This window comes from Micromonospora sp. MH99 (assembly GCF_021442385.1).
Classification (GTDB): domain Bacteria; phylum Actinomycetota; class Actinomycetes; order Mycobacteriales; family Micromonosporaceae; genus Micromonospora.
Window position 1 is genome coordinate 65081 of sequence record NZ_MUZA01000014.1, and the last position, 26383, is coordinate 91463.

At 71.8% G+C, this 26383-nt stretch carries 27 protein-coding genes, 3 tRNA genes and 1 pseudogene; 16 read left to right on the forward strand and 15 right to left on the reverse strand.

Going from position 1 to position 26383, the window contains the following annotated elements; genetic code table 11:
• Positions 1 to 15: 15 nt before the first annotated feature.
• The gene (locus B0E54_RS10435) at positions 16 to 699 is read right to left on the reverse strand and encodes a trypsin-like serine protease (RefSeq protein WP_234583159.1); all 684 of its coding nucleotides are present in this window, start codon (positions 697 to 699) and stop codon (positions 16 to 18) included.
• 356 nt (positions 700 to 1055) lie between these two features.
• On the opposite strand from B0E54_RS10435, the gene purS reads away from it, so the two are divergent.
• The 4 genes and pseudogenes from purS to B0E54_RS10455 all read left to right on the forward strand — a co-directional run bounded on the left by purS (position 1056) and on the right by B0E54_RS10455 (position 5458).
• Positions 1056 to 1319, forward strand: a complete 264-nt coding sequence (gene purS, locus B0E54_RS10440) for a phosphoribosylformylglycinamidine synthase subunit PurS (protein ID WP_007454310.1) — start codon at positions 1056 to 1058, stop codon at positions 1317 to 1319.
• Positions 1316 to 1999: a phosphoribosylformylglycinamidine synthase subunit PurQ gene (gene purQ, locus B0E54_RS10445; RefSeq protein WP_234583160.1), complete on the forward strand. Its 684-nt coding sequence runs from the start codon at positions 1316 to 1318 to the stop codon at positions 1997 to 1999. Before purS ends, purQ begins: the two co-directional genes overlap by 4 nt.
• Before the next feature lie 46 nt (positions 2000 to 2045).
• Entirely contained in the window at positions 2046 to 4700 is a 2655-nt protein-coding gene (gene purL, locus B0E54_RS10450) for a phosphoribosylformylglycinamidine synthase subunit PurL (protein WP_234583161.1), read from the forward strand.
• A 4-nt stretch (positions 4701 to 4704) separates the two neighbouring features.
• A pseudogene (locus tag B0E54_RS10455) lies at positions 4705 to 5458 on the forward strand (2-phosphosulfolactate phosphatase).
• Positions 5459 to 5710: 252 nt separating this feature from the next.
• Here B0E54_RS10455 and B0E54_RS10460 read toward each other — a convergent pair.
• Positions 5711 to 7741: a carboxypeptidase-like regulatory domain-containing protein gene (locus B0E54_RS10460; protein WP_234583163.1), complete on the reverse strand. Its 2031-nt coding sequence runs from the start codon at positions 7739 to 7741 to the stop codon at positions 5711 to 5713.
• 190 nt (positions 7742 to 7931) lie between these two features.
• On the opposite strand from B0E54_RS10460, the gene B0E54_RS10465 reads away from it, so the two are divergent.
• From B0E54_RS10465 to amcA, 5 genes are all read left to right on the forward strand, one after another.
• Positions 7932 to 8255 carry a sterol carrier family protein gene (locus B0E54_RS10465; protein ID WP_234583209.1) on the forward strand — a complete coding sequence of 108 codons (324 nt, stop codon included), beginning with the start codon at positions 7932 to 7934 and terminating at the stop codon, positions 8253 to 8255.
• 168 nt (positions 8256 to 8423) lie between these two features.
• Positions 8424 to 9962, forward strand: a complete 1539-nt coding sequence (gene purF / locus B0E54_RS10470; RefSeq protein WP_234583164.1) for an amidophosphoribosyltransferase — start codon at positions 8424 to 8426, stop codon at positions 9960 to 9962.
• 61 nt (positions 9963 to 10023) lie between these two features.
• A complete protein-coding gene (gene purM / locus B0E54_RS10475; RefSeq protein WP_234583165.1) occupies positions 10024 to 11178 on the forward strand; it encodes a phosphoribosylformylglycinamidine cyclo-ligase in 1155 nt (384 codons plus the stop codon).
• Positions 11179 to 11304: 126 nt separating this feature from the next.
• Positions 11305 to 12408, forward strand: a complete 1104-nt coding sequence (gene amcB, locus B0E54_RS10480; protein ID WP_305076127.1) for a cyclophane-forming radical SAM peptide maturase AmcB — start codon at positions 11305 to 11307, stop codon at positions 12406 to 12408.
• A complete protein-coding gene (amcA, locus tag B0E54_RS10485) occupies positions 12377 to 12613 on the forward strand; it encodes a multiple cyclophane-containing RiPP AmcA (RefSeq protein WP_234583167.1) in 237 nt (78 codons plus the stop codon). The genes amcB and amcA overlap by 32 nt, the downstream gene beginning before the upstream one ends.
• 144 nt (positions 12614 to 12757) lie before the next feature.
• Here the strand turns inward: amcA and B0E54_RS10490 are convergent, their stop codons facing one another.
• Positions 12758 to 12973, reverse strand: a complete 216-nt coding sequence (locus B0E54_RS10490; RefSeq protein ID WP_007454329.1) for a DUF3073 domain-containing protein — start codon at positions 12971 to 12973, stop codon at positions 12758 to 12760.
• A gap of 307 nt (positions 12974 to 13280) precedes the next feature.
• Positions 13281 to 14363, reverse strand: a complete 1083-nt coding sequence (locus tag B0E54_RS10495) for a Glu/Leu/Phe/Val dehydrogenase (protein ID WP_234583168.1) — start codon at positions 14361 to 14363, stop codon at positions 13281 to 13283.
• Positions 14364 to 14559: 196 nt separating this feature from the next.
• On the opposite strand from B0E54_RS10495, the gene B0E54_RS10500 reads away from it, so the two are divergent.
• Positions 14560 to 15399, forward strand: a complete 840-nt coding sequence (locus B0E54_RS10500; RefSeq protein WP_234583169.1) for a hypothetical protein — start codon at positions 14560 to 14562, stop codon at positions 15397 to 15399.
• A gap of 250 nt (positions 15400 to 15649) precedes the next feature.
• On the forward strand, positions 15650 to 15859 hold the full coding sequence (locus B0E54_RS10505) for a BldC family transcriptional regulator (protein ID WP_007073996.1): 210 nt from the start codon (positions 15650 to 15652) through the stop codon (positions 15857 to 15859).
• A gap of 64 nt (positions 15860 to 15923) precedes the next feature.
• Here the strand turns inward: B0E54_RS10505 and B0E54_RS10510 are convergent, their stop codons facing one another.
• Positions 15924 to 16313 (reverse strand): PPOX class F420-dependent oxidoreductase, encoded by a 390-nt coding sequence (locus B0E54_RS10510; RefSeq protein WP_234583170.1) that lies wholly within the window; start codon positions 16311 to 16313, stop codon positions 15924 to 15926.
• Positions 16314 to 16368: 55 nt separating this feature from the next.
• Between B0E54_RS10510 and B0E54_RS10515 the strand changes: the two genes are divergently transcribed.
• Positions 16369 to 17148 (forward strand): bifunctional 2-polyprenyl-6-hydroxyphenol methylase/3-demethylubiquinol 3-O-methyltransferase UbiG, encoded by a 780-nt coding sequence (locus tag B0E54_RS10515; protein ID WP_234583171.1) that lies wholly within the window; start codon positions 16369 to 16371, stop codon positions 17146 to 17148.
• Positions 17149 to 17190: 42 nt separating this feature from the next.
• On the opposite strand, the gene B0E54_RS10520 is transcribed toward B0E54_RS10515, so the two are convergent.
• Positions 17191 to 17493 (reverse strand): hypothetical protein, encoded by a 303-nt coding sequence (locus B0E54_RS10520; RefSeq protein WP_234583172.1) that lies wholly within the window; start codon positions 17491 to 17493, stop codon positions 17191 to 17193.
• 179 nt (positions 17494 to 17672) lie between these two features.
• On the opposite strand from B0E54_RS10520, the gene B0E54_RS10525 reads away from it, so the two are divergent.
• Together B0E54_RS10525 and B0E54_RS10530 are read left to right on the forward strand one after the other, a co-directional pair.
• Positions 17673 to 18530 (forward strand): 3-hydroxyacyl-CoA dehydrogenase family protein, encoded by an 858-nt coding sequence (locus B0E54_RS10525; protein WP_234583173.1) that lies wholly within the window; start codon positions 17673 to 17675, stop codon positions 18528 to 18530.
• Complete coding sequence (locus B0E54_RS10530) at positions 18527 to 19270, forward strand: enoyl-CoA hydratase/isomerase family protein (RefSeq protein ID WP_234583174.1); 744 nt, start codon at positions 18527 to 18529, stop codon at positions 19268 to 19270. The genes B0E54_RS10525 and B0E54_RS10530 overlap by 4 nt, the downstream gene beginning before the upstream one ends.
• A gap of 66 nt (positions 19271 to 19336) precedes the next feature.
• On the opposite strand, the gene B0E54_RS10535 is transcribed toward B0E54_RS10530, so the two are convergent.
• Positions 19337 to 20680, reverse strand: coding sequence for an ABC transporter substrate-binding protein (locus B0E54_RS10535; RefSeq protein WP_234583175.1), 1344 nt, complete (start codon positions 20678 to 20680; stop codon positions 19337 to 19339).
• 155 nt (positions 20681 to 20835) lie between these two features.
• Here B0E54_RS10535 and B0E54_RS10540 point away from each other — a divergent pair, with 155 nt between their 5' ends.
• Positions 20836 to 21225 carry a hypothetical protein gene (locus tag B0E54_RS10540; protein WP_234583176.1) on the forward strand — a complete coding sequence of 130 codons (390 nt, stop codon included), beginning with the start codon at positions 20836 to 20838 and terminating at the stop codon, positions 21223 to 21225.
• A gap of 52 nt (positions 21226 to 21277) precedes the next feature.
• Here B0E54_RS10540 and B0E54_RS10545 read toward each other — a convergent pair whose 3' ends face one another.
• A complete protein-coding gene (locus tag B0E54_RS10545; protein WP_234583177.1) occupies positions 21278 to 21730 on the reverse strand; it encodes a hypothetical protein in 453 nt (150 codons plus the stop codon).
• 126 nt (positions 21731 to 21856) lie between these two features.
• Here B0E54_RS10545 and B0E54_RS10550 point away from each other — a divergent pair, with 126 nt between their 5' ends.
• Entirely contained in the window at positions 21857 to 22561 is a 705-nt protein-coding gene (locus B0E54_RS10550) for a DUF2786 domain-containing protein (protein ID WP_234583178.1), read from the forward strand.
• Between the two features lie 88 nt (positions 22562 to 22649).
• Here B0E54_RS10550 and B0E54_RS10555 read toward each other — a convergent pair whose 3' ends face one another.
• The 7 genes from B0E54_RS10555 to B0E54_RS10585 form a co-directional block, all read right to left on the reverse strand.
• Positions 22650 to 23171, reverse strand: coding sequence for an SRPBCC family protein (locus tag B0E54_RS10555; protein ID WP_234583179.1), 522 nt, complete (start codon positions 23169 to 23171; stop codon positions 22650 to 22652).
• Positions 23172 to 23250: 79 nt separating this feature from the next.
• Positions 23251 to 23751, reverse strand: coding sequence for a hypothetical protein (locus tag B0E54_RS10560; RefSeq protein WP_234583180.1), 501 nt, complete (start codon positions 23749 to 23751; stop codon positions 23251 to 23253).
• 282 nt (positions 23752 to 24033) lie between these two features.
• Positions 24034 to 24651 (reverse strand): hypothetical protein, encoded by a 618-nt coding sequence (locus B0E54_RS10565; RefSeq protein WP_234583212.1) that lies wholly within the window; start codon positions 24649 to 24651, stop codon positions 24034 to 24036.
• A gap of 421 nt (positions 24652 to 25072) precedes the next feature.
• Positions 25073 to 25146: transfer RNA gene (locus B0E54_RS10570), tRNA-Phe, on the reverse strand.
• Positions 25147 to 25245: 99 nt separating this feature from the next.
• Positions 25246 to 25319 (reverse strand) — tRNA-Asp (locus B0E54_RS10575).
• A gap of 31 nt (positions 25320 to 25350) precedes the next feature.
• Positions 25351 to 25423 (reverse strand) — tRNA-Glu (locus B0E54_RS10580).
• Positions 25424 to 25577: 154 nt separating this feature from the next.
• Positions 25578 to 26375, reverse strand: coding sequence for a polysaccharide deacetylase family protein (locus B0E54_RS10585; RefSeq protein ID WP_234583181.1), 798 nt, complete (start codon positions 26373 to 26375; stop codon positions 25578 to 25580).
• Between the last annotated feature and the right edge of the window lie 8 nt (positions 26376 to 26383).

Below are 26383 nucleotides of genomic sequence, written 5' to 3' on the forward strand. Positions count from 1 at the left end.
ACCGGGCGCTAACTGTCAGACACCGGCCACCGAGGTGATCCAGGCCCGGTTGTACGCGACACTGCCGTAGTTCTGGATGCTCGACCCGTCGGCGGTGGAGGCCACGCCGACCTGCTGGCCGTTGTAGAACTGCGGCCCGCCCGAGTCGCCCCGCCAGGCGTTGCCGTTGATCCGGGTGCTGCGGATCGCCTGCCCGCCGTACGCGTCGGTGGCGCTGTTGCTGGTCACCCGGACGGTGGCGGTCTTGAGCTGGGCGGAGGCGTCGCACCCGCTGTAGCAGGTCATGCCCCACCCGTAGATCGAGTTGGTCGAGTTGATCGGCGGGTTGCTGCTGGCCAGGGACACCGCCGAGGTGCTGACGGTGCTGGACAGCCGCATGAGGGCCAGGTCGTTACGGGTGTACGTGGCGCTGACGGTGCGGGTGACCCCGCCCGAGGCGCGGTAGACGCTGCCGACCCGGACCGACATCGTGCCGTTGATGCAGTGGCGGGCGGTGAGCACCCACTGCGCGGCGATCACACTGCCCGAGCAGGTGAACGAGCCGTTGCTCAGCACGGCGGCGGCCCAGGGGGCGGACGACACGGTGCCGCCGCCGATGATGGGTTGGGGGCCGGCCGGGGCGGCGGACGCGCCGGACGCGGCGGCGAGGGCGCCGACCAGCGCGGTGCTGATCAGGGCGAGCAGGGGACGAACGCGCATCGGTGGACTCCTTGGAGGGGCTGGGGCCCGGGGTCGCCGGGTGCCCGGTGGCGACAGCGGGAGGTCCCCGCCGCCGCTGGCATCGAGCCATGTCGATGTACTCTAGGGCCGACGAGCATCGTTTTCAAGAAGCTCATCGAGATCAACCAATGTAACGATTCGGCTACCCAGCGCGCCGTATATGCCCTGCTGGGGCCGCCTGTCCCGCCCTGCCGGCCGCCCCCGCCGCCGGTTATGTGGATCACTGCCTGAACTGCGCCCGGCCGGTGCGTCCGCGGCGGTATCTGCCAGGTACGCTGGCTGCGCTCGCCCGTTGTGGGTCGGCACCCAACTGCGTACACAGTCAGGAGTGCCCAGTGCCTCGCGTCGTCGTCGACGTCATGCTCAAGCCCGAGATCCTCGATCCGCAGGGCCAGGCCGTCGCAAACGCGCTGCCCCGGCTCGGCGTCAGCGACGTCGCCTCAGTGCGGATCGGCCGGCGTATCGAGATCGACTTCACCGGTGAACCGGACCTGGACCGGGCCCGGGAGATTGCCGACAAGCTGCTCGCCAACCCGGTCATCGAGGACTTCACCGTCCGCCTGGTCGAGACCGACGAGACCGCGGACGCCCGCTCGTGACCGCCCGGGTCGGTGTGGTCACCTTCCCCGGCTCGCTCGACGACGGGGATGCGGCCCGCGCCGTCCGGATCGCCGGCGCCGAGCCGGTCCGGCTCTGGCACGGTGACCCGGATCTGCACGGCGTGGACGCGGTGGTGCTGCCCGGCGGCTTCTCCTACGGTGACTACCTGCGCTGCGGAGCCATCGCCCGGTTCGCCCCGGTGATGGAGACGCTCGTGGACGCCGCCCGGGGTGGCCTGCCGGTGCTCGGCATCTGCAACGGCTTCCAGATCCTCTGCGAGGCGCACCTGCTGCCCGGCGCGCTCACCCGCAACCAGCACCTGCACTTCCGTAACCGGGACCAGGTCCTGCGCGTCGAGTCGGCCGGCACGGCGTGGACCAACGCGTTCCAGCCCGGCCAGGAGATCCTCATCCCGGTCAAGAACGGCGAGGGCTGCTACGTCGCCGACACCGCGACGCTGGACCAGCTCGAAGCCGAGGGGCGGGTCGTCGCGCGCTACGTCGGCGGCAACCCCAACGGGTCGCTGCGCGACATCGCGGCCATCACGAACTCCGCCGGCAACGTCGTCGGCATCATGCCGCACCCCGAGCACGCGGTGGAGGCGCTCACCGGCCCCTCGCTGGACGGCCTGGGCTTCTTCACCTCGGCCCTCAAGCACCTGGTGGGGGCGCCCGCGTGAACGCGAGCAGTCGGTCAGGCGGGCACGAGCGCAGCGAGGAGAGGTCATGACCACCCATCCGGACCCGGTACGGGACACTCCGGAGGCGTACTCCGCCCCGGCGCAGCCGACCGAGCCGCTGGCGCAGCCCGCCGCCCCGTCCCAGCCGGCGACCGCCGACTGGACCGACGGCGTGGACACCGTGCCGCGCGCCGGTGGTACGCCGGGCGAGCTGCAGCCGTACACCGAGCTGGGTCTGCGCGACGACGAGTACGACCGGATCCGGCAGATCCTCGGCCGTCGACCCACCCAGTCCGAGCTGGCGATGTACTCGATCATGTGGAGCGAGCACTGCTCCTACAAGTCGAGCAAGGTGCACCTGCGTCAGTTCGGTGAGAAGGCCCCGCACAGCGACCGGATGCTCGCCGGCATCGGCGAGAACGCCGGTGTGGTGCAGGTCTCCGACGAGCTGGCGGTGACCTTCAAGGTCGAGTCGCACAACCACCCGAGCTTCGTCGAGCCGTACCAGGGCGCGGCGACAGGCGTCGGCGGCATCGTCCGGGACATCCTCGCCATGGGCGCCCGCCCGATCGCCGTGATGGACCCGCTGCGCTTCGGCGCGGCGGACCACCCGGACACCGCCCGGGTGCTCACCGGCGTGGTCGCCGGCGTGGGCGGCTACGGCAACTGCCTCGGCCTGCCCAACATCGGCGGCGAGCTGGTCTTCGACCCGTCCTACCAGGGCAACCCGCTGCTCAACGCACTCTGCCTGGGCGTGCTGCCGGTCAGCCGGCTGCAGAACAAGGCCGCCGCCGGCCCCGGCAACGTCGTGGTGCTGATGGGCGCCAAGACCGGCCGGGACGGCATCGGCGGCGTGTCGGTGCTGGCCAGCGCCACCTTCGACGAGGGCAGCGAGGCCCGTCGCCCGGCCGTGCAGGTCGGCGACCCGTTCACCGAGAAGCTGCTGATCGAGGCGTGCCTCGAGCTGTACGACGGCCAGCTGGTCGTCGGCATCCAGGACCTCGGCGGCGCCGGCCTGACCTGCGCGCTCACCGAGACCGCAGCGGCGGCCGGCACCGGCATGCGGGTCTGGCTGGAGCGGGTGCCGCTGCGCGAGCCCTCGATGGACCCGCACGAGATCCTGGCCAGCGAGTCGCAGGAGCGGATGCTGCTGGTCGTCGAGCCGGAAAAGCTCGAAGCGGTGCTCAAGACCTGCGAGAAGTGGGGCGTGCTCGGCACCGCGATCGGTGAGGTCACCGCGCCCGAGCCGGACGGCCGCCCCGGCCGACTGCTGATCACCTGGCGGGACCACCTGGTCGTCGACGTGCCGCCGGGTTCACTTGTCGACGACGGCCCGGTCTACGCCCGGCCGATGCGGGAGCCGGCCGACCTGATCCTGCTCCAGGCCGACCGCGCCGAGACGCTGCCCCGCCCGGCCGACCCGGAGGCGCTGCGCGAGACCGTGCTGCGCATGATCGCGTCGCCGAACCTGGCCGACAAGACCTGGGTCACCGAGCAGTACGACCGCTACGTGCTGGGCAACACGGTGCTCGCGCAGCCGGAGGACGGCGGCGTGATCCGGATCGACGAGCGGACCGGGCTCGGTGTGGCGCTGTCGGTGGACGGCAACGGCCGGTACGCCCGGCTCGACCCGTACAACGGCACCAAGCTGGCCCTGGCCGAGGCGTACCGGAACGTGGCGGTGACCGGCGCGAAGCCGATCGCCGTCACCGACTGCCTCAACTTCGGCTCTCCGGAGGACCCGGGCGTGATGTGGCAGTTCGCCGAGGCCGTGCGCGGCCTCGCGGACGGCTGCCTGGAGCTGGGCATCCCGGTCACCGGCGGCAACGTCAGCTTCTACAACCAGACCGGCGCGGCGGCCATCCACCCGACCCCGGTGGTCGGTGTGCTGGGTGTGCTGGACAACGTGGCGGACCGGGTGCCGATGGGCTTCGTCCCGCGTCCCGGCGGCGAGCACGACCAGCTCTACCTGCTCGGTGAGACGAACGTCGAGCTGTCCGGCTCGGAGTGGGCCTGGGTGACGCACGAGCACCTCGGCGGCATCCCGCCGCAGGTCGACCTGCTCCGCGAGAAGGCGCTGGCCGAACTGCTGGCCGAGGCGGCCCGGGTGGGTCACCTCAGCTCGGCGCACGACCTGTCCGACGGCGGCCTCGCCCAGAGCCTGGTCGAGTCCTGCCTGCGCCGTGGCGTCGGCGCCCGGATCGCGGTGCCGGAGCAGTTCGCCGACGGTTCGATGCCGTTCGTGTACCTGTTCAGCGAGTCCGCCACGCGGGCGCTGGTGTCGGTGCCGCGGGGCCACGACAAGGCGTTCGCGGCGCTCTGCGCCGAGCGGGGGGTGCCGTTCGAGCTGATCGGCGTCACCGACCCGACCGGCGGCGCGCTGGAGGTGCACGGCCAGTTCCGGATCGGCCTGGACGAGCTGCGTGCCGCGCACACCGAGACGCTGCCGCGTCTCTTCGGCGGCGTCGCGGCCGTCGACGTGCCCGCGCCGGCCGCCGGCGTGGCGGGCGCGGTCGAGGCCGTGCCGCTGCCGGGTGCCCCGGCCGAGCCGGTGGACGCGTCGGAGGTGCTCTCCGAGCCGATCGCCTCGGCCGGTCCGTCCCCGCAGACCGGAGCTGTCGACCCGGTCGGGTCGGAGCAGCCGGGCGAGTCGTCCGAGTCTGACCCCGGTGCCGCCGAGCCGTCGCCTGACGAGCGCTGAGGCGTTGACCGCGGCCGTCTCGGCCAGCCCGGGCAGGCGCCCGTTTCGACTGGGGCCTGACCGGGGCGGCCGAGCTCGGTCGGGTCTGCGCGGCGCTGGTGGTGGTGGACGTCCTCTCGTTCACCACCGCCGTCGAGGTGGCGGTCGCCCGGGGCATGCGGGTGCACCCGTTCCCCTGGGGCGAGCAGGCCGCCGAGTACGCGGTGCGGGTGGGCGCGGTCGCGGCGGTGGGCCGTCGCCGGGTGACAGCCGACCATCCGTGGTCGCTCTCACCCGCCGCGCTGAGCACCGCGCCCGTCGTGGCCGACCTCGTGCTGCCCTCACCCAACGGCTCCGCGATCAGCGCGGCCGCGAGCGCCACCGGCCTGCCGGTCGTCGCGGCGTGCCTGCGTAACGCCCGCGCCGTCGGGCGTTGGCTGCGCCGCCAGGGGTACGGCACGACGGACGCCCCCATCGGCGTCGTCGCCTCGGGTGAGCGGTGGCCGGACGGGTCGCTACGACCGTCGGTCGAGGACCAGCTCGGCGCGGCGAGCGTGCTGGACGCCCTGTCCGGTGTGCCGGGTGGCCTCTCCGTGGAGGCGGCCATGGCGCTCGCCGCGCTGGCCAGCACTCCGGACGTGCCCGCCGCGGTGCGCGGCAGCGTGTCCGGTCGGGAGTTGACCGAGAGCGGCTTCGGCGCCGACGTCGACGTCGCGGTCCGGGTGGGCGTGTCGGACGTCGTGCCGGTCCTTCGCCAGGGCGTGTTCTCCGCCGCCTGACCGTCGCGGGTCGCCGGCCCGCTCGCGCCGCGTCCAGATCCGCGCCGTGCCGCGACCGCGCCTGTCCGTCCGTAGGATGCGGGCGTGATCAACTCGGTCGCCGGGAAGGCGGTGTGTCGGGGTACGACGGTCCGCCCGCCTTCCGGGAAGGCGAGTTGATCAGCGCAGGACCGGGCGACCAGCGCCCGCAACGGAAACGGCCGCCCGGAGAACCGGGCGGCCGTTCGCCGTCGTGCGGTGTCGTGGTGCCGGTCAGTCGTCCAGCCAGTCGAGGCGTCGGCCACCCCGCTCGGTGGGCGGCGGGTTGTCCGGCCGGGCCCGGCCGCCCTGCTGCTGGCCGTAGCCGCCCTGGTCGTAGCCCCGGTCGTCGTAGCCGCCGCGTTGCTGCGGGGCTTCCTGTCCGTAGCCGCCCTGGTCGTACCCGCCACCCTGCTGCTGGCCGTAGCCGCCCTGGTCGTAGCCCCGGTCGTCGTAGCCGCCGCGTTGCTGCGGGGCTTCCTGTCCGTAGCCGCCCTGGTCGTACCCGCCACCCTGCTGCTGGCCGTAGCCGCCCTGGTCGTACGCGCCGGTCGGCTGGCCGTAGCCGCCGGCCGGCTCCGCCGACCGACCGCCGCCGTACGGGGCCGTCGGCTCGGGCTGGCCGTAGCCCGGCGCCTGCTCCGGCTGGTAGACGCCTGTGGCGTACGGGTCGGCCGGAGCCGGGTACTGGGTGCTGTCACCGGTGTACCGGCCGGTCGGCTCGTCGAAACGCTCGCCGTAGCCCGCCCCACCGGCGGGAGCGGGCGGGTAACCCGCGCCACCGGCCGGGGCCGTGTAGTCACGGCTGCCGTAGCCGCCACCGGAGGAAGGCGCGCTGCCGTAGCCGCCACCCGGGGCCGCGGCACCACCGTAGCCCGCGCCCGAGCCGGGTGCCGCGCCGTAGGCGTCCCCCGCCGGGCCGGCGCCGTAGCCGCCCCCCGGCATTGCCGTCGTGCCGTAACCGCCGCCCGAGGAGGGCGCGTTGCCGTAGCCACCACCGGCGCCGTAGCCGCCCGGGGCGGGCTCGTCGCCGTAGCCGGTGCCACCCCAGCCCTGCTGGTCTGCGGCGCCGTAGGGCTGCGCTGGCGCACCGTACGGGTCCGGAGGCACGTCGTCGACCACCGGGCGGTGCATCATCGTCGGCGCCTCGCTGAGCGCCGCGCCACCGACCATTGTCGGGTCGGGACCGCCACCGGCGGGGTTGACCACCCGGGTGCGGTCGTCCGCGCCGTGGAAGGCACCCCGGGCCGCCGGCACGGCACCAGCCGCACCGGCCGCGCCAGCGGTCGCCGGCTCGTCATCGTCGTCGCCGCTCTCGCGGCGCTTCATCCAGAGCAGCACGATAGTGCCGACACCGGCCGCGACCAGCAGGCCGCCGAGCAGGATGATCAGGTACGACCCGAAGCCGCCGCCGTCGTCCTCGTTGGCGGCGTTCGCCGGGGCGCCCGGGCTGGCCTCCTCGGACGGCTGCTCCTCGCCGTCCTCCTCGGTCGCCTCCTCGGTGGGGACGGCCTCGGCGCTGGCGGACGGCGTGGCGCTGGGCGTCACCTCAACCTTGATCTCCAGGCTGATCCGCTGCCCGGTGATGGACTGCCCGGCACTCGCGGTGAAGCTCTTGACCGCGTTGATGTTGTCGAAGCTGGCGCCGATGGTGAGCCGGCCCGGAGCGATCGGCTTGTCGGTCGTGCCGTTGATCCGGAAGTTGCCGCTACCGTCGCTGATCGTGTCGTAGCGGTGGCCGGCGTCGTCCTGAAGGATCACGATGGCGTTCGGCACCGCGGTGTTGTCGGCCTTCTTGACCACCTTGCCGGAGACCGACTTCACGGTCTGCGTCTGCTGCGGCGTCGGCGGCGGCGCGGCCTTGGCCGTGAGGTTGACGGTGGTCGAGCCCTGCCCGTTCCCGAGCCCAGCGCTGGCCTTGACGGTGATGCGGGCCGATCCGTTCGAGGCGTCGTCTGCCAACTTGAACTTAGCGGTGTAGGTGCCGCTCTCGGTTACGTTCCCCTGCGAGCAGCCCTCGATGCACTGGAGCTTGGGGTTGTTGGAGCTGACATCGACGTCCGTGGGCACCACCGGATCGTCAAAGTCGAGCTTGTAGCTCACTGTCGTCTCGCCGCCCGCTTGGACGGTGCCCGGGGAGGCTGAGACGTTGGTGACCTTGGGCGCGGCCAGGGCTGGTGTGGCGGGGACGGCGAGCAGAGCGCCGGCAACCAGCGCTACGACCACACCGGCCCGCTGCTTCCAGGCACGTCGGTGTGTTGACACGTCCACCGCCTTCCGGGCTGACTTCCCTTGACCGGCGGGGCGCCGGGCCGGGGATCATCACGGTACGAATACGCCGTCGGCCACTATGCCTTGTCTGACTGGATCGGCGCGACCCAGGGCCAGCGTCGAGTGCTTCACCTGTGCGTCGTATCGTCCCGTCGTGTCCTCTCCGCACAGTAAGTCCGCCGCCGTGGTGGCGGCTTTGTCGGCGCTTGACGAGGGGCGTACGCCCGAACGGCCGGTACTCCGGGAGGCGGTCCGGTCCTTGTTGGCCGTCCTCGCGGAGCGCGCCCCCGGCCGATCGGTGGAGGTGCGCGTCCCACCATACGGTGCGGTCCAGTGCGTTCCCGGTCCTCGACACACCAGGGGAAACCCGCCGAACGTGGTCGAGATGTCGCCGCAGACCTGGTTGGAGCTGGCCGCCGGCCGGATCACGTGGGCCGAGGCGGTCACCGATGGTCGTGTTCAGGTGAGTGGCGTTCGGGCGGACCTCTCGGCGTATCTGCCCCTCTAGCTGCACGGATGTCCGGGTGATCGTGACTCTCGGCAGGGAAATCGTGACTATCTGTATTGACGGCGACTCGCGTACACTGTCAGGCGACGACAGTGGTCCCGGCCGAGGAGTGTGGATCCGCACCGTGATCCCCGCCAGGCCGGTCCAGACCAGCATGAGGGAGCGGTAGTGCCCCGAGGCGACGGCCGGCTGAGCCACGACCTTGACCCCCAACGACCCGGCCCCCAGGACGCCTGCGGCGTCTTCGGTGTCTGGGCCCCCGGTGAAGAGGTCGCCAATCTGACCTACTTCGGCCTCTACGCCCTGCAGCACCGGGGCCAGGAGGCCGCAGGCATCGCGGTGAGCGATGGCTCGGGCGTGGTGGTCTACAAGGATCTCGGCCTCGTGGCCCAGGTCTTCGACGAACCCACCCTGGCCAGTCTGCGTGGCCACCTGGCGATCGGGCACGCCCGATACTCCACGACCGGCGCCTCCAACTGGGAGAACGCCCAGCCGACCATCCGGTCGACCAGTTCCGGCACGACAATCGCGTTGGCCCACAACGGCAACCTGGTCAACACCGCCGAGCTGGAGAAGGAGGTCGCCGAGCGCGGCCTCGTCGCGGACGGTTCGACAAACGACACCTCGCTGGTGACCATGCTGCTGGCCAGCCATCCGGACCTGTCCGTCGAGGCGGCCGCGCTCAAGGTCCTGCCGCAGCTGCGCGGGGCGTTCAGCTTCGTCTTCATGGACGAGTCGACGTTGTACGCGGCCCGCGACGCGCACGGTGTGCGCCCGCTGGTGCTCGGCCGGCTGGAGCGTGGCTGGGTGGTGGCGAGCGAGACCGCCGCGCTGGACATCGTCGGCGCCAGCGTGGTGCGCGAGGTCGAGCCCGGTGAGCTGATCGCGATCGACGAGGAGGGGCTGCGCTCCACCCGGTTCGCGTCGCCGGAGCCGAAGGGCTGCCTCTTCGAGTACGTCTACATCGCCCGCCCGGACGCGACCATCGCCGGGCGCAACGTGCACGCGGCGCGGGTGCAGATCGGCCGTCAGCTGGCCAAGGAGCACCCGGTGGAGGCCGATCTGGTCATCCCGGTGCCCGAGTCCGGCACGCCGGCCGCGATCGGTTACGCGGAGGCGTCCGGCATCACCTACGGCGCAGGCCTGATGAAGAACCCGTACGTGGGCCGCACCTTCATCCAGCCGTCGCAGACCCTGCGCCAGCTGGGCATCCGCCTCAAGCTCAACCCCCTGCGGCAGAACGTGCGCGGCAAGCGGCTGGTGGTCGTGGACGACTCGATCGTGCGCGGCAACACGCAGCGGGCCATCGTGCGGATGCTGCGCGAGGCGGGGGCGCTGGAGGTGCACGTCCGGATCTCCTCCCCGCCGGTCAGCTGGCCGTGCTTCTACGGCATCGACTTCGCCACTCGGGCGGAGCTGCTGGCCAACGGGTTGGACAACGACGGCATCCGGCGTTCCATCGGCGCCGACACGCTGGGTTACGTCTCGCTTCCTGGCCTGATCGCCGCGACCGAGCAGCCGAAGACCCGGCTGTGTCGGGCGTGTTTCGATGGGGAGTACCCGATCGAGCTGCCGGCCGGCAACCTGATCGGCAAGCACGTCCTCGAAGGGGTGGGCCGCCGGGTCGCCAACGCGACGTCGGAAGCCCCGGACAGCTTCGGCCCGCTCGTCGCCACTCCGGGCGGCGTGACCGCAAACCGCCCGTAGCACCAACCGGCGCGGCCCGGCCACCGCCGGCGCGGCACCGAGAACCACAAAGGGGAGAACCGTGACGCACGTGTCCGAGCGCAGCGGCGCAGGAAGCAGCCCGACCGGCGCTGGCGGCGACCACCAGCCGTGGACGGGCGGTGCCGGCCGTCAGGCCCGTAAACGCTCGGTCTCGTACGCCGACGCCGGGGTCTCCATCGACGCGGGCGACCGTGCGGTGGAGCTGCTCAAGTCGAAGGTGCGCCAGACCCGTCGCCCCGAGGTGCTGGGTGACCTCGGCGGCTTCGCCGGCCTGTTCCGGCTGGACACGAAGAAGTACAAGAGCCCGATCCTGGCGTCGTCGACCGACGGTGTGGGCACCAAGCTGGTGATCGCCCAGCAGATGGACATCCACGACACGGTCGGCATCGACCTGGTCGCGATGGTCGTCGACGACCTGGTGGCCTGCGGCGCCGAGCCGCTGTTCCTGCTCGACTACATCGCCACCGGCGAGGTCGTTCCGGACAAGGTGGCTGAGATCGGCGCGGGCATCGCCGACGGCTGCCGGTACGCGGGCTGCGCGCTGCTGGGCGGGGAGACCGCCGAGCACCCCGGTGTGCTGCGCCCGGACGAGTACGACATCTCCGCCACCGGTGTGGGCGTGGTCGAGGAAGCCGACATCCTCAGCCCCGAGCGGGTCGAGGTGGGCGACGTGGTGATCGCCATGCGCTCCTCCGGCCTGCACTCCAACGGCTACTCCCTGGTCCGGCACGTGCTGCTGGGCGCGGCCCGGATGCGTCTGGACATCGTGATCGACGACTTCGGTCGGCAGCGGACCCTGGGTGAGGAGCTGCTCACCCCGACCAAGATCTACGCGAAGGACTGCCTCAAGCTGATCGAAGAGGCCGAGGTGCGGACGCTGTCCCACATCACCGGCGGCGGCATCCCCGGCAACCTGGTCCGGGTGCTGCCGGAGCACGTCGACGCGGTGGTCAACCGGTCCACCTGGAAGCCGCAGCCGATCTTCGACCTGATCCAGTCGAAGGGCCGGATCGACGACCACGACATGGAGTCGACCTTCAACATGGGTGTCGGCATGTTCGCGATCGTCTCGGCCGAGGACGCGGACCGTGCGCTGGCCACCCTGACCGGCCGTGGGGTCGAGGCATGGCAGGCCGGCGAGATCATCGAGGGCACCGGCAACGTGCAGATGGTCGGTCAGCACACTCGCGGATGATCACGTTCCGGTGATCGTACGGGCACCTGATCAGGGCTTCACCCGAGTGGCCAGTGCCGCCTAGCCTGAAGGGCTCAGGCTGGGCGGAGGAGGGTGATGGCTGCTGCGGGACTGTCGTTCAGCGGGATGCGCGGTCTGGCCGCGGTCCCGTCGTACGTCGTCATGCAGCCGACGACCCTCTGCAACCTCGACTGCGCGTACTGCTACCTGCCGTTTCGGGCCGCTGACCGGCGGATGTCGGTGCCGGTGGCCGAGGCGGTGGCGGCGGCGGTCAACCCGTGGGCGGCGGCCGGCCGCTTCTCCGTCGTGTGGCACGGCGGCGAGCCGCTGGCCGCCGGCCGGGAGCACCTGGCCGCCCTGATCGCGCCCTTCGGGCCCGAGGTCGAGCACCACGTGCAGACGAACGCCACGCTGATCGACGACGAGTGGTGCGCCTTCTTCGCCCGCCACGAGGTGCGGGTGAGCGTGAGCGTGGACGGGCCCGCCGAACGCAATGGCGACCGGGTCAACCGTGGCGGTCAGCCGGCGTACGAGAAGATCCTGCGTGGTGTGGCGGCGCTGCGCCGGCACGGGCTGCCCTTCTCGGCGCTGGCCGTGGTATCCCGGCCGGCGCCGGGGCTCGCCGCCGAGCTGTACGAGTACTTCCTCGGGCTGGGCTGCGACGTGCTGGGCATCAACATCGAGGAGACCGAGGGGGTCAACACCCGCGACAACAGCCATGACGCGGCGGCGGTGACGGCGTTCTGGGCCGAGTTGGTGTCGGCCTGGCGCAAGGAGCCGCGGATCCACCTGCGCGAGGTCGAGTGGTCGCTGCGGTACGCGGCGGCGGTGCTCGACGGCGCGGCGGACGGCGTGTTGCCCCGTCGGCTGGACCCGATCCCGACCATCGGGCACGACGGCTCGGTGACCGTGCTCTCCCCGGAGCTGGCCGGCTTCACCGATCCGCACTACGGCGACTTCAGCAGTGGGAACGTGCTGGCCACCCCGCTGGCCCGGATCCTGACGGACGCGGCGTCGACGCCCTGGGTGGGCGAGTTCCTGACGGGCGTGGAGGCGTGCCGGGCGTCGTGCCCGTACTTCGGCTTCTGTGGCGGCGGTCATGCCGCCAACCGTTACTTCGAGCTGGGGCGTTTTGACGGTACGGAGACCGAGCACTGCCGCAACAGCAAGATCCGCCTATTGGAGGGAGTGTTGGAGCATGCCCGAGACCACCAGTCACCGGCGGCCTGAGCGCGAAGCGGACGACCCCCCGGACGGAGTGACCGAACGGGTGCGGGAGGCCGCCCCCGGGCTCGTTGCGCTGCTTCAGGAGGCCGAGGACGCGCGGCGGCTGCGGGCGGAGGTGTCGGGCGGAGACGGCGTCAGCGCGGTCTGCGCCTGGAACCACTTCGAGAACATCCCGACCTTCTACAACTGGAACAACCGCCCGCGCTGAGGCCGGCCGTGATCAGGGGCCTGTCGGCCGGCCGGAGTTGACCTCCGGCCAGGGCAGGCCCCTGATGATCGGCACCGGTCTCGCTCCCGATGGGCACATGCGTGAGCACGCGGGGGTTACCGCGTGCTCAGCTGCGTCGAGAGGTCAGCGGGTCGGTCGGACCCAGGGATCCGGGTCGTCGTCCGCGTGATTCTCATCATCGTCGTCGACGAACTCTTTAGAGTCGTCGTCGAAGTGGTGCTCAGACTTACCAGCACCCGCCAGTTCGCGCTGCAAGGCGGTGAGGTCGGTGTTCGGGGAGTGGTACTTCAACTCCCGGGCCACCTTCGTCTGCTTGGCCTTAGCACGGCCGCGCCCCATGGCTCGACCCCCTCGCACAGAATGCGGGGCAGCCCGAAGGCGGGCCCCGATGACGTCAGGCATCTCTCGTGGCTCTTACGGTACATGGGGATGCCATCGTTCGGCACCTCGGGTTACCGTCAGCCGGCTCTGCGCGTCGCGGCGATCCGGCCGTCACCCAGTGTACCTGGTAAGGAGCGGAACGAGGAGCACCCGTGACACCGGACAAAACACGCCAAACTTGACCTGGGCTCAGCTTACCGAGCCGGACCGGCGTGGGAGGCCCGGAGGCGGATCCTGGTCGATCCGCCTCCGACTCCGAAAGGGGTCAGCGCAGGTGGATCGTGCGCAGGCGACCGACCTCGGCCATCCGCCGCTCGGCCAGCCGGTCCGCGGCGACCGCCGGCGGCACGCCCTCGGCGTCCGCCAGGTGCAGGATCTCGCGGGTGGTGTCGTAGATCCCGGTGGCCCGCAGCTTCGCCCGCTCGAAGTTGAAGCCCTCGATCTCGTCGGCCACCTGGATCACGCCGCCGGCGTTGACCACGTAGTCGGGGGTGTAGAGGATGCCCCGGTCGGCCAGCAGCTTCTCGATGCCCGGGTGCGCGAGCTGGTTGTTCGCCGCCCCGGTCACCACCTTCGCGCGCAGCGCCGGCACCGAGTCGTCGTTCAGAGCGCCGCCCAGCGCGCACGGGGCGTACACGTCGATGTCCGCCGCGACCAGCGCGCTGGCGTCGTCCACCAGGCTGACCTCCGGGTGGTTCGCGCGCACCCAGGCCAGGGCCTTCGGGTTGACGTCGGTGGCGACCACCTCCGCGCCGTCCTCCAGCAGGTGCCCGGTCAGGTACTTGCCGACCTTGCCGAGGCCCGCCACGCCGACGCGCCGGCCACGCAGGCTCGGCGTGCCCCAGACGTGCTCGGCGGCGGCCCGCATCCCCTGGAAGACACCCCACGCGGTCAGGATCGAGGAGTCACCGGCGCCGCCGTGCTCCACGCTGCGGCCGGTCACGTACCGGGTCTCGCGGGCGATGATGTCCATGTCGGCCACGTAGGTGCCGACGTCGCAGGCGGTGTAGTAGCGGCCGGCCAGCGACTCCACGAAGCGGCCGTACGCGCGCAGCAGCGCCTCGCTCTTGATCTGCTCCGGGTCGCCCCAGATGACGGCCTTGCCGCCGCCCAGGTCCAGCCCGGCGAGCGCGTTCTTGTACGCCATCCCGCGGGACAGGTCGAGTACGTCGGCGAGCGCGTCGTCCTCGCTGTCGTACGGGTAGAAGCGGGTGCCGCCGAGCGCCGGCCCCAGCGCGGTGGAGTAGATCCCGATGATCGCCTTGAGGCCGCTCTGCTTGTCCTGGCAGAAGACGACCTGTTCGTGACCTGTCGATATCGGGTCGTCGGTGCTCGCGAATACGCCCATGACTGGCTCCTGAAGGTGGTGTGCGTTCCTTGTGGGACGCGGACCTGGTGGACCCCGGCGGGGATGCTGCCGGTGCGGTCGAGCCTAGTATCGGCCGCCGTACGGCCGCCCGACGTGCCCGGCGTCATCCCACGTTGCGGCGCGCGTGGTCCGGCCGCTGGGCCCGTACGGGTGCGGTTCGTGGGAGGATCGCGCGGTGCCGTCGCTCTTCGCTTCATACCTGCGCGTGTACGAGCCGCTGACCGCCTTCGACCGGGACCGGCAGAGCTACTGGCGCCGCTACGTCTCGGAAGGGCGGGCGGTCGCCCCGGTCGAGGGCCCCGGCCGCCAGCGGACGGCGGTGATCGAAGCGCTGGGCGCGGGCTGGACCAGGCTGCCGGACCTGCCCGAGGAGGCGTACGTCCTGGAGACGGACGACGGCCTGCTGGTCTGCCCCTGGAACCTGCGCATCCGGGTCGCCGAGGCCGCGCTCAACGCCCGGGACGGGGTGCCCTCGGTGCTCGCCGACGCGTTCGTGCCGCCGGTGCTCGCCGGGCAGGCCAGGGCGGTCGTCGACGACTGGCGCAGCGGCGCCCGGGTGCTGGAGCACGGGGTGCCCCGGGTGCACGAGCAGATCGCCACCTGGGGTGTGCCGCTGCGGTGGTTCGTGCTCTTCGACCCGGCGGAACGCGACCTGGTCACCGAACCGGGCCGGCGGGCGCTGCGCTACCGGACGGAGATCTCCAAGGCCCGTCGCCGATCGTCGCGGGCGCTGTCGGTGCTGCGTAAGTCGGTGGGCGAGGCGCCGATCACCGAGGCGGTGGAGGAGGCGGCCCGCTGGCTGGAGGAGTTCCACCCGCGCTCGGTGGTGGAGCTGGACTACGGCGGCCTGGTCGCCCTGCTCTCCGACGAGACCCTCGCCGCGGACGACTCGCCGGAGCTGGTCGCCGGTGGCCTCGCGGGGCTGTCGCGCGGCGAGGCCGAGGAGGCGTCCGCCGCGTACGACAAGTTGGTGGCCCGGTGGCGTGCCGTACAGCTGCTGGAACGGTGCAACTGAGGCATTTCGCCCTAGGAGCGCTCCCAAGGCGAGGTTCCCTCGTAGTTGACGCATCACGAACCGTGATCATGAGTCCGAATAAGGTAGTTTCTGCCGTGTAAAAGTCGTAAAAATCGGGCATGGTTCATCCGTCCGTCTAGGGACCTTCATCCGTTCGGCCCATGTCGGACATCGGGGACTAGCCGGACCATGGGAGACGCGTCGGCCGGCGGGACCCCGGCCGATGTCTATACATGTGGAGGAGTGACCGATGGCATCGCGAACGCACGAACCAGAGCCGCTACTCACACCGGCCGAGGTGGCGTCGATGTTCCGTGTCGACCCGAAGACGGTGACCCGGTGGGCGAAGGCGGGCAAGCTCAGTGCCATCCGCACCCTGGGTGGCCACCGTCGATACCGCGAGTCGGAGGTCAGGGCGTTGCTGCAGGGTCAGATCCCGCAGCAGCGGCAGGGCGACTGAGCCGGCACGAGTTTTTACGACAAAGGGCGGTGGATCTCGATCCACCGCCCTTTGTCGTGCCGCCTCAGCGTTGCCCCTCGGTAAGCGTGACCCGGATGCCGACGGTGCCGCCCTCGCCGCGGCGCAGCCGGCTGCCGAGCAGGCTGAGGCGGCCGATCAGGCGGTACTTGTGCTTGAGCAGGTCGCGGACCCGGCCCGTGTCGCGGCCACCGTAGAGGGTTGCGTGGGCAGGCACCTCCGCCCCGTGCGGCCGGCCCCGGACGTCGCACGGGGCCACTGTCACCTCGCCGTTGTGGCGGATCCGCTTCACCTTCCCCGAGTCGGCCCGGGTCCAGACGGCCAACGCGTCCCCGTCGCGGACCGCCCAGACCGGGGTCGGCACCGCCCGACCGTCCTTGCGGAAGGTCGTGAGCAGGAGGTACTTCTCGGCCGACAGCCGGTCCAGCGTGGTCACGCCGCCCAGGATACGGCCGCTGCGGGCCACTGAGTGGCCAGATAGCGTGAACGTCGTGACGGGGGAGCCTCTAATCGGTGACGTGGTCGGCGAACTGCTGCGGGACGCGCTCGCCGTGGCAACCGGGGTCGGGCCCCGGCCCATGGTCGGCGGGCGGCTGCCCCGGCCGGTCATCGAGATCATCGAACGGGACGACGGTCTGATCAACGGGGCTCCGGCCGCGCACTACCTCGACGGGCCAGCGGACTGGCAGCCGTACGACCACCGGGCCGTCGACCGGGCCCGGGGCGAGACGCTGGACGTCGGCACCGGCGCCGGTCGGATCGCGCTGCTGCTCCAGGAGCGCGGCGTACCGGTCACCGGGCTGGACACGTCGGCGGGCGCGCTCGCGGTGAGCGGGCGTCGCGGCGTACGGCGGCTGGTGCACGGCACGGTGGACACACACGTTGCCGACGGCCAGCGGTACGACACGTTCCTGCTGCTCGGCAACAACCTCGGGCTGTTCGAGGGGCGGGAACGGGCGCCAAGGTTCCTGGCCGCGCTCGCCGCGCTGGCCCGACCGGGAGCGCAGATCATCGCGCACGGCACCAACCCGTACGGCACCCGCGACCCGCTGCACACCGGCTATCACGAGCGCAACCGCCGCCGGGGCCGGCTCGGTGGCCAGCTGCGCCTGCGGCTGCGCTACCGGGAGCTGGGCACCGAGTGGTTCGACTATCTGGTCTGCTCGCCCGACGAGTTCGCCGAGCTGGTGCACGGCAGCGACTGGCGGCTGACCGATGTGGACGAGCGCGACGCCCCCTACTACCTGGCCACCCTGCGCCTCGCCGGCTGACCGGCGAAGGGCCCCTCGTCGACGAGGAGCCCTTCGCGCGGATCAGACCTGGACGGTCGGGGGCAGGTTCTCGGGCGGGAGGCCGCCATCGCCGTCGACCACCTCGTCGGGGGTGCCGTCCTCGTCGATGTCGACCATGGTGATGTCCACCTTGCCGTCACCGTCGGTGTCGAACTGGAACAGGTCGGCCTTGCCGTCGCCGTCGGTGTCCACCACCCACACGTCGGTCTTGCCGTCGTTGTTGGTGTCGGCGCGCAGCAGGTCGACCCGCTCGTCGCCCCGGGTCTCCACGGTCTCGGAGTCGGTGCTCTCCCCGGTGGTGACGCTCTCCGGTGCCTGGCTCATCTCGATGCGGTCCTTCCCTCTGGGTTGACGGGCCGTACGTACCCGATCGCGCGCTCCCCCACGCATGGACGCGGTCGTCGTGCTGTCTAGGGTCGCACCATGAGCGAGCGGAGCGGGCCGAGGACCCGAGCTGGCGTGGCGGGGACCCCGCGCGCCACCGGGACGGACAGGGAGGCGTGATGAACGATCGTTTCGTGGTCGTCGGTGCGGGCACGATGGGGCTCGGCATCGCGTACGTGGCGGCCGGCGCCGGGCACGCCGTCGAGCTGGTCGAGGTGGACCAGGCCCGGGGCGCGACAGCCCTGACCCGGCTCGCCGACCTGTGGGAGCGGGCGGTGCAGCGCGGCAAGCTGACCGCCGACGAGGCCGCCGCGAACCGGGAGAAGGTGACGCTGCGTCCGAGCCTCGCCGAGGTCGCCGCCGCTCCGGCGGTGCTCGTCGAGGCGGTGCCGGAGCGGCTCGACCTCAAGCGGACGGTGCTGCGGGACGCCGCCGCGCTGAGCCCGGCCCTGCTCGCCAGCAACACGTCGAGCATCTCCATCGGCGAGTTGGCCGCTGGCCTGGACGCGCCCGAGCGCTTTCTCGGCCTGCACTTCTTCAACCCGGTGTGGGCGATGGCGCTGCTGGAGATCGTGGTCGGGCCGGCGACCGCCGAGGAGACCACCGCGGCGGCCGTCGCGCTCGCCGGCCGGCTCGGCAAGGACCCCGTCGTCGTACGCGACCTGCCCGGCTTCGCCACCTCCCGGCTCGGGGTCACCCTCGGGCTGGAGGCGATCCGGATGGTCGCCGATCAGGTGGCCAGCCCGGCCGACATCGACAAGGCGATGGTGCTGGGCTACCGGCACCCGATCGGGCCGCTGGAACTCACCGACCTGGTCGGCCTGGACGTGCGACTGGACATCGCCCGCACCCTCCAGGCCGCGTACGGGGACCGCTTCGCGCCGCCGCCGTTGCTCGAGGAGATGGTGGCCGCCGGCCGGCTGGGCAAGAAGTCCGGGCAGGGCTTCTACACGTGGGACGGCGGTGTGAAGCGGTGAGCGGTCTGCGGATCGAGGAGCTGCCGGATCGGCTCGTGGTGACGCTGGCCCGGCCGGAGAAGCGCAACGCCATCGACGCCGACCTGATCGCCGAGCTGCACCAGGTCTGCGCCGAGCTGGAGGCGCACCCCCGACTGCTGCTGTTGACCGGGGGCGCGGAGGGCATCTTCGCCGGTGGCGCCGATATCGGTCAGCTCCGCGAACGGGGCCGTACGGACGCGCTGGCCGCGATCAACTCGGCGGCCTTCGCCCGGATCAGGGCGCTGCCGATGCCGAGCGTGGCCGCCGTCGACGGGCCGGCGTTGGGCGGTGGCGCGGAGCTGGCGTACGCCTGCGATCTGCGGGTGTGCACGGCCCGGGCGGTCTTCGGCCAGCCGGAGGTGCGGTTGGGCATTCTGGCCGGCGCCGGCGCGACCCACCGGCTGCCCGCCCTCATCGGCGAGGGCCGGGCCAAGGAGCTGCTGTTCACGGGCCGGCGGGTGGACGCCGCCGAGGCGCTGCGCATCGGTCTGGTGAACCGGGTGGTGGACGAGCCCGGCGAGCTGCTGACGGTGGCACACGGGCTGCTGGACGAGATGGCGCAGGGCTCCCCGCTGGCGTTGCGGCTCACCAAACTGGCGGTGGACGCGCCCGCCGCCGCACATCCGCAGCTCGACCTGGTCAGCCAGGCGGTGCTCTTCGAGGACGAGGAGAAGCACCGCCGCATGACCGAGTTCCTGGAGCGCCGCCGAGCCCGCTGAGACACGAACGCAGGACGGCCGCACCGGCTCGGAAGCCGGTGCGGCCGTCGCGGTCCGCGGTGGTGCTCAGTGCCGGATCTGCACCCCGGTGTCGGCGAGGGCCCGGATCACCTGGGCCGACTCACCGAAACCGATGATGAGAACGGCGTCCGCGCCGAATTCCTTGATCTCCTTCGCGCCGCCGGTGAAGTCCACCGGCGCCGCCGAGGCGTCGGCCGGCGGGTCGTACGTGAGCAGCTTGAGTCGGTCGCCGGCGATGCCGGCCTTCTCCAGCTCCTCACGGACGGTGGCCTGGAGGCCCTCACCGTAGGAGTCCTTACGGGCGACGATGACGATCTTCTGCGACCCGTCGCGGAGGATCACGTCGGCAAGCGCCCGACCCTGCAGGCTGTCCGGCGGGGCGGTCCGGAAGTAGAGGCCCTTGTCCTCGACGTCGGTCAGGCTGGCGTCGGTGTTCGACGGCGAAAAGAGGATCTTGCCGGCCTTGACCACGTCCGGCAGCACCTCCCGGGAGATTCCCGAGCCGCCGGCGCCGATGATGATGCTGACCCCGTCCGCCACATGCTTGGCGACGGTCGCCTTGGCCACCGTCGTGCTGGTGCCGTCGTCGCCGTCCTTCCACGTCACCGGCTTGCCCAGGGCGCCGCCCGCGGCGTTGACCTCCCGGATCGCCAGCGCCGCGCCGGCCGCCATCGGCGGGTAGGCGATCGCCAGGTCACCGGTCTTCGGCAGCAGGCCGCCCACGATCAGCGGCTGCTGGGCGTCGGCGTCACCGGGTCGGGCCTTCTTCGCCTTCGGCGGCGTCTTGGTGCTCGCCGCGGACTCGGCGCCCGCGCCGACGAACTCGGTCTTACCGTCGTTGATCTGCTGGCCGTCGAAGGTCAGCGTGGCGTAGCTCGCGGTGGCCGGCTCACCCTTGTCGGTGAAACCGGCGCGGGTCAGCGAGACGCTGCGGTACTCGATGTCCTGCCCGGCCCGGGCCAACGTCAGGCAGGCGGCAGGGGTCTCGCACCGCTGACCGTTGTTGGTGACGCCGACGATCTGCTTGGCGATGGCGGCCGGGTCGGTGCTGCCGGCCAGTTGGGCGGCGAGCACACCGATCACCACCGCGTCGTACGTCTCGGCGGCGTAGAGGTAGTCCGTCAGAGCCGGATCGACGGACCGTAGCCGGCTCTTGAAGTCGTCGGGCAGTGGGGTGAGCGGCGTCGTCCCCTTCATCCCATCGACCAGAGCGGCGCGTTCCTTCAACTCCGCTGGGTAGGAGTTGAGCATGTTGCCGTCCGTGCCGTAGAGGCGCACCTGTTGGGCGCTTCCCTCCTCGGCCTTGTCATCCCCGCAAGCGCTTGTGGCGAGCAGGATCGTCGCGCAGGCGGCCAGTGTGGCTACCCGCGAGCGGCGTGATACGAGCATGGTCGTCCTTCCTCCGGCGAAGGTCCGCTGCGCACATTAGCGTGCCCACGCCGGCGGCGGGACCGTGGAGGTGGCGAAATGCGCAGGTCGCTCGCGTTGAACACGCAGAGTGACGGAAATGCTGGGCCTTGACCCTCCGTCCTACTGTGCGCTGGGTGACGGACCTACCACAGCAGACGTTCGACGACGCGACCGCCGTGCTCCGCTCGGCGCTGGCCGGCGATGGGGAAGCGGTGACAGGTGCGTTCGACGCGGTCGTCGACCGGGCCGGCTTGCCCGGCGCGTACGGGGTCGCCTGGTGCCTGGCGGCGACGATGGTCGGTGACGCCGCGCCGAGCACCGGATGCGCGCTGGACTTCCCGGGCATCGAGCAGGCGGACTACGACACCCGCTGGGTGGCACGCTTCGTGAGCGCGTACGCCAACCAGGACGTGCCGACCGGGGAGGCGCTGTTTGGTGCGGCCGCGGCCGACGGGCTGCTCTCCGACTGCCTGCTCACGCTCGCCGGCTCGACGATCGCCACCCTGCGCAGCCGCGCCGGCTGACCGCGCTCTGCGGGGCGCGGCCCCCGTCGGGTGCCGCGCCCGCACGGGTCGCTCAGAAGGCGTGGTACGCGACGAGCGGCTCGTACTCGTAGCGGACGTTCTCGAAGCGGACCCGGAAGTTGACGCCGTCCCGGACGTTTGTCGCCACGGTGACCCAGCCGGAGTTGGCCGGCAGGTAGGTCCAGTAGTTGCAGTTGCCGGTCTTGTCGATGAAGATCACGCAGGCGTCGGTGCCGTACGGGCTGGCGTTGCGTACGTTGATGTCGCGGCACCGGGTTGTGGTGCGGTACGGGCCGGCCTGGCCGCCGTAGCCGCCGGTCTGGAAGAAGGAGCGGACCGCCCCGCCGTAACACGTGGCGAGCGGAGCGAAGAGGTTCGGCCCCGAGGTGAAGTCGGTGGAGTCGGCGCTCTGGGCGGTCGGTGCGGCGGCCTGAGCGGATGCGCCGGTAGCGAGCAGGGCGGCGGCCGTGGCGACGGCGAGCAGGCGGGCGGTCGGGGATGACATGCGTGCCTCCGGAAACAGGTGGATGACCGTCCGTATAGGACGGTCGAGCTGATCGTGACGATGATACTGATCGATCAATGCGACCGTGGTCCCAGATCGTCCGCCGTGTGTGATAGCTCTGGGTGCATGTCCGAGGCCATGCTCAGCAAGGTGCGCAAGCTGCTCGCCCAGGCCGAGGACCCGGCCTGCACACCCGCCGAGTCGGCGGCCTTCACCGCCAAGGCGACCGAGTTGATCGCCCGCTACGGCGTCGACAGGGCGTTGCTCGCCGTCCGGGACCCGACCACCGACCCGGTCGGCGACCGGGTGCTCGACATCGTCGCCCCGTACGCCCGGGACAAGGTGGGCCTGCTCGCCGCGGTCGCGGAGCCACTGCGCTGCCGCTGCGTCCGTCGCCGGCAGGGCAACGGGTTCGCGGTGCACCTGTTCGGCTTCGCCAGCGACCTGGAACGGGTGGACCTGCTCTTCACCTCACTGCTCGTGCAGGCCGCACACGGCCTGGCCGCCACCGCGGTGCCCGCGGACGACCATCCGGCCGCCTTCCGACGGTCCTGGCTCGCCGGCTTCGCGGAAGTGATCGGCGGCCGGCTCTGGGCGGCCGAGTCGGCGGCGGCCGGCGAGTCGGGCGGCCCGTCGGTGGCGCTGGTGCTGGCCGACCGCTCCGACCGGGTGCAGCGACGGCTCACCGAGGAGTACCCGCGACTGCGGACCGCACCGGCACGCCGGCTCGGCGGCACGGGCTTCGGCTCCGGGGCGGAGGCCGGAAACCGCGCACACCTGGGCGGTCGGGACCTGGACGGCAGCCGGGCCGGTCGACAACTCGACCGCTGACCGCTCAGGCGGTTGTGGTGGCCGCGCGACTGCTCAGGCGGTTGTGGGCCGCGTGACCGCTCAGGCGGTTGTGTGGCCGCGCGACCGCTCAGGCGGTGTCTTGCCCGCGTGACACGGTGGCGAGATAGCGGGTGAGCAACTCGTGCCAGCCCGCAGTCAACGCCTTGCGGTACCCCTCGGCCGCCTCACCGTGCCGATCGAAGTGCCGGTGCTCCAGCTCGACCCGCGTCCGTTCGGGCCCGTCGGGAAGGAACAGCACCTCGACCTCGCTCGCCTTCGCCGGGTCCGGCACCGGCACCCGGTCCGGGCCGAGCTGCCAGGCGAAGACCAGCCGCCGGGGCGGGTCCCACGTGAGCACCCGTCCCCAGTCGGCGCGGAAGCCGTACGGGCCGATCTCGTAGAGCATCCCGCCGGCCCGTGGCTCCATGCCCAGCTCGGCGAGGGCCTCCGGACCGGACCACGTGTACTCGGTGACCCACCAGTCAGTCAGCTCATCCGTGAAGACCGCGAACGCCCGCTCGGCGGAACCCGGGACGAGGAGGCTGCACCGTAAGGAGAACCGCTCCAGGTCCTGCCGGATGTCGGCCGGATCAGCCATCCCCTGTCCCATAGGCCCGGACCATACCGGCTGATGCCTCGGTGTGCAGCTTCGCGAGGTGCCCGGTTCCAGACAGTGGGTTGCCGAGCCGTCACGGACGGGATGCCCCGCCGGAAAGCGGGTAACCGCGCCGAACGGCCCGGACGACCGGGTCGGCGTACGGGGGCGGGAGAGTATGAGCGAGAACGCGCAGCAGCGGAATCCGGACCGGGACGTCAACGCCGGCGACCCGGACGTCCTGCTCGACATCCCGAAGGTGTCGGTCGACTCGATCCGACTGGTCGTCGACGGGCTGGACGCCGACATCTCGCTGCGCGCCCGGCTGGCCAACCTGCTCCAGCTCGACGCCGGCGTACGGGTCCACCTGCAGGGCGTCGAGCTGGACATCGACGGGGTGCACGCGGAGGCGCAGCTCCGGGTACGGCTGGAGCAGCTGGTGACACTCCTGGGCCGGGCACTCGACACGATCGACAACAACCCGCAGGTCATCGAATCCCTGGCCCGGGCGGGCAGCGGCGCGCTCGACGACGTCAACCGCAGCACCCAGCAGTTGGCCGCCGGCGCCGCCGAGGTCACCGCCCTGGCACAGCACTCCGGCGTACGCGACGAGCTGGCCCGCCAGGCGGGTGCGGCAGGCGAGTTGGGTGACCAGACGCGAGCACGACCCGCCCGCCCGGCCGAGCCGCGCCCAACAGAGTCCCGGCCCACGGAGTCCCGGCCGGCGGAGTCCCGGCCGATGGAGTCTCGGCCGGCGGAGTCTCGCCCATCGGAAGGTCAACAGCCGGAGTCGCACCGGGCGGAAGGTCAGCCGCCGGAGTCTCGGTTGGAGGGCCGGTGGCCGGTGGATCGGGCCTCCGCGCAGGCGCACCCCACCTCAGCGGGGCAGGGGTCCACGGGGCAGCAGCCGCCCGAGGGTCAGGACCGGCAGCAACCGGGGGGTGGTCCGGGAGGAGACCGACCCGCTCCGGCTGCTTCGCCTCCCGGAAAGCCCGCCGATCAGCCGGGTGGCTCGCCGACCGCCGGTTCTGGAGAGTTCCGGGCGTCCGGCGGCGGAAATCAGGGCGGTCAGGGCAGTGGTGGTGGCAAGCCCGCCGGGCAGGCCGCTGGCGGACAGGGTGCCGGTGGCCAGGGTAGCGGCGGTCAGGCCGGTGGTGGCCAAGGTGGCGGCGGTGATCAGGGCCGTAGGCAAGGCGGAGCCGATCAGGTCGAGGGCGGCAACGGTGGCGGTGGCCGGGGTGCGGATGGCCAAGGCGGTGGAGGCCAAGGCGGCCAGGGCGGTAGCGGCCAGGGCGGTAGCGGCCAGGGCGGTAGCGGCCAGGGCGGTGGCGGCCAGGGCGGTGGCGGCCAGGGCGGTGGCGGCCAGGGCGGCGGAGGCCAGGGCGGCCAGGGCGGTGGAGGCCGAGGCGGCCAGGGCGGTGGTGGTGGCCAGGATCGCGGCGGGCAGGCCAGCGGTGACCAGCAGGGTGGCGGTGGTGTTTCGAGTGGGGCGCATGCCGCAGCTCAGAGTGCGGCGCAACTCGCCGAGCAGGCGGGAGAGACCTTGCGGCAGGCCGGGCGCAGCGTGTGGGAGGCGATCCAGAGCGGAATGGCCCAGCACCGCCAACAGGGCCGCCACGACCAGTGATCATCGTCTCGGTGCGGCCGACGCGCTTGATCGACTCGGGTTCGGAGATATCGGGGTATCCCGGTGGCCGCGATACCCCAACTTCGGCGAAAGCGAGTCGATCAACGGCCAGGCCGGGCGATCAAGGGGCCAGGCAAGCCGATCGCGGGCCAGGCAAGCCGATCGCGGAGCCAGGCGGGACGATCGCGGGCCAGGCGGGGACGATCGCGGGGCCAGGATGCGGCGGGAAAGCAGAACGCCGACCGCGTCTCCGCTGGTCGGCGCTCCTGTAGCCCGGCGAAAGGCTATGTGGCCAGGGGCGGGGTCGAACCGCCGACCTTCCGATTTTCAGTCGGACGCTCGTACCAACTGAGCTACCTGGCCGCGTTGCTCGGCTCATGCTACCCGCCAACCGGATGAACCGCTGGCAGGGTCACCTGCTCCGATACGCAGAACGCCGCGCGAGGCGCGGCGTCAGCGCTGCGGTCCTGACGGGACTTGAACCCGCGACCTCCGCCTTGACAGGGCGGCGAGCACTCCAACTGCTCCACAGGACCTAGCTTGTGTTGCTCCGGCTTGCGCCGGTCGTGCCCCCAACGGGATTCGAACCCGTGCTACCGCCTTGAAAGGGCGGCGTCCTGGGCCGCTAGACGATGAGGGCGGCCCCGCCATCATTGCACATTCGCAACTTCAAGCGGACTTGCTCCCATCCGGCCCCGCCGGAGGCTTGGAAAGCATACGTGATGCCGGGCTGGTCGACAAAACCGGTATCGGTGGAGCCGCTGTGCACCGCATAACCGCAGGTCAGAGCCAATCTAGCGGAGTCGGACGATGCCGAAGCGGTGCTTCAGGTCGGCGATCAGGTGCGGGCAGGCGGCGAGCGTCGCGGCCCGGTTTCCGCCCCCGTCGTGCAGCAGCACGATGGATCCGGGGCGTGCCGCGTTGTGGACCCGCTTGGCGATCGTGGCGGCGGTCGGCTTGTCCCAGTCCTGCGGGTCGACGGCCCAGTGCAGCGGGCGCATGCCGAGTTCCTTCGCCACGGCCAGAACCTCAGGTGTCCACCGGCCACCGGGTTGCCGGTAGAAGGACACCGGTGTGCCGGGGGACGCCGCCTGGATGGCCTTGTTGGTGCGTACCAGGTCGGCCTTGATGTCTGCCACCGGTCGGCGGGCGAGATCGAGGTCGTGCCGCCAACTGTGGTTGCAGAGCTGATGCCCCTCACGGACGATCCGCCGGATCAGTTCCGGGTGTCGCTGGGCTTCGAGGCCTACGACGCAGAAGGTGGCCGTCACGTGGGCCGACCGCAGTTGGTCGAGCACCTTCGGGGTCCAGGCCGGGCTGGGCCCGTCGTCGAAGGTCAACGCCACAGGCTTTACGCCGGTGGTGCGCCGCAGCCCGGCTGGGAGCTTCGGCGGCAGCGGTCGCAGGGGCGGCTTCGGTGGCTTGGTGTGGGTGGCGGTCGGCGACGGTGTGGGCGTCGTCGGCGCGGTCGGGGTGGTCGACTCGACGGGTGGCGACCCGGCTGCGGCGTGGATGGTGCTGTCTGGCTGAGCGCAACCGGACAAGGCCAGCACCACGGCGAGGACGGACGCCAGGGCGGCGCGGGCTTGCATCTGTTCGC

Excerpts from the sequence above, each read along its gene's own strand:
- B0E54_RS10435 (WP_234583159.1), bottom strand. The coding sequence starts at position 699 with ATGCGCGTTCGTCCCCTGCTCGCCCTGATCAGCACCGCGCTGGTCGGC.
- purL (WP_234583161.1), top strand. The coding sequence starts at position 2,046 with ATGACCACCCATCCGGACCCGGTACGGGACACTCCGGAGGCGTACTCC.
- amcB (WP_305076127.1), top strand. The coding sequence starts at position 11,305 with ATGCGCGGTCTGGCCGCGGTCCCGTCGTACGTCGTCATGCAGCCGACG.
- amcA (WP_234583167.1), top strand. The coding sequence starts at position 12,377 with ATGCCCGAGACCACCAGTCACCGGCGGCCTGAGCGCGAAGCGGACGAC.
- B0E54_RS10490 (WP_007454329.1), bottom strand. The coding sequence starts at position 12,973 with ATGGGGCGCGGCCGTGCTAAGGCCAAGCAGACGAAGGTGGCCCGGGAG.
- B0E54_RS10495 (WP_234583168.1), bottom strand. The coding sequence starts at position 14,363 with ATGGGCGTATTCGCGAGCACCGACGACCCGATATCGACAGGTCACGAA.
- B0E54_RS10505 (WP_007073996.1), top strand. The coding sequence starts at position 15,650 with ATGGCATCGCGAACGCACGAACCAGAGCCGCTACTCACACCGGCCGAG.
- B0E54_RS10520 (WP_234583172.1), bottom strand. The coding sequence starts at position 17,493 with ATGAGCCAGGCACCGGAGAGCGTCACCACCGGGGAGAGCACCGACTCC.
- B0E54_RS10525 (WP_234583173.1), top strand. The coding sequence starts at position 17,673 with ATGAACGATCGTTTCGTGGTCGTCGGTGCGGGCACGATGGGGCTCGGC.
- B0E54_RS10535 (WP_234583175.1), bottom strand. The coding sequence starts at position 20,680 with ATGCTCGTATCACGCCGCTCGCGGGTAGCCACACTGGCCGCCTGCGCG.
- B0E54_RS10545 (WP_234583177.1), bottom strand. The coding sequence starts at position 21,730 with ATGTCATCCCCGACCGCCCGCCTGCTCGCCGTCGCCACGGCCGCCGCC.
- B0E54_RS10550 (WP_234583178.1), top strand. The coding sequence starts at position 21,857 with ATGTCCGAGGCCATGCTCAGCAAGGTGCGCAAGCTGCTCGCCCAGGCC.
- B0E54_RS10555 (WP_234583179.1), bottom strand. The coding sequence starts at position 23,171 with ATGGGACAGGGGATGGCTGATCCGGCCGACATCCGGCAGGACCTGGAG.
- B0E54_RS10565 (WP_234583212.1), bottom strand. The coding sequence starts at position 24,651 with ATGCGCCCCACTCGAAACACCACCGCCACCCTGCTGGTCACCGCTGGC.
- B0E54_RS10585 (WP_234583181.1), bottom strand. The coding sequence starts at position 26,375 with ATGCAAGCCCGCGCCGCCCTGGCGTCCGTCCTCGCCGTGGTGCTGGCC.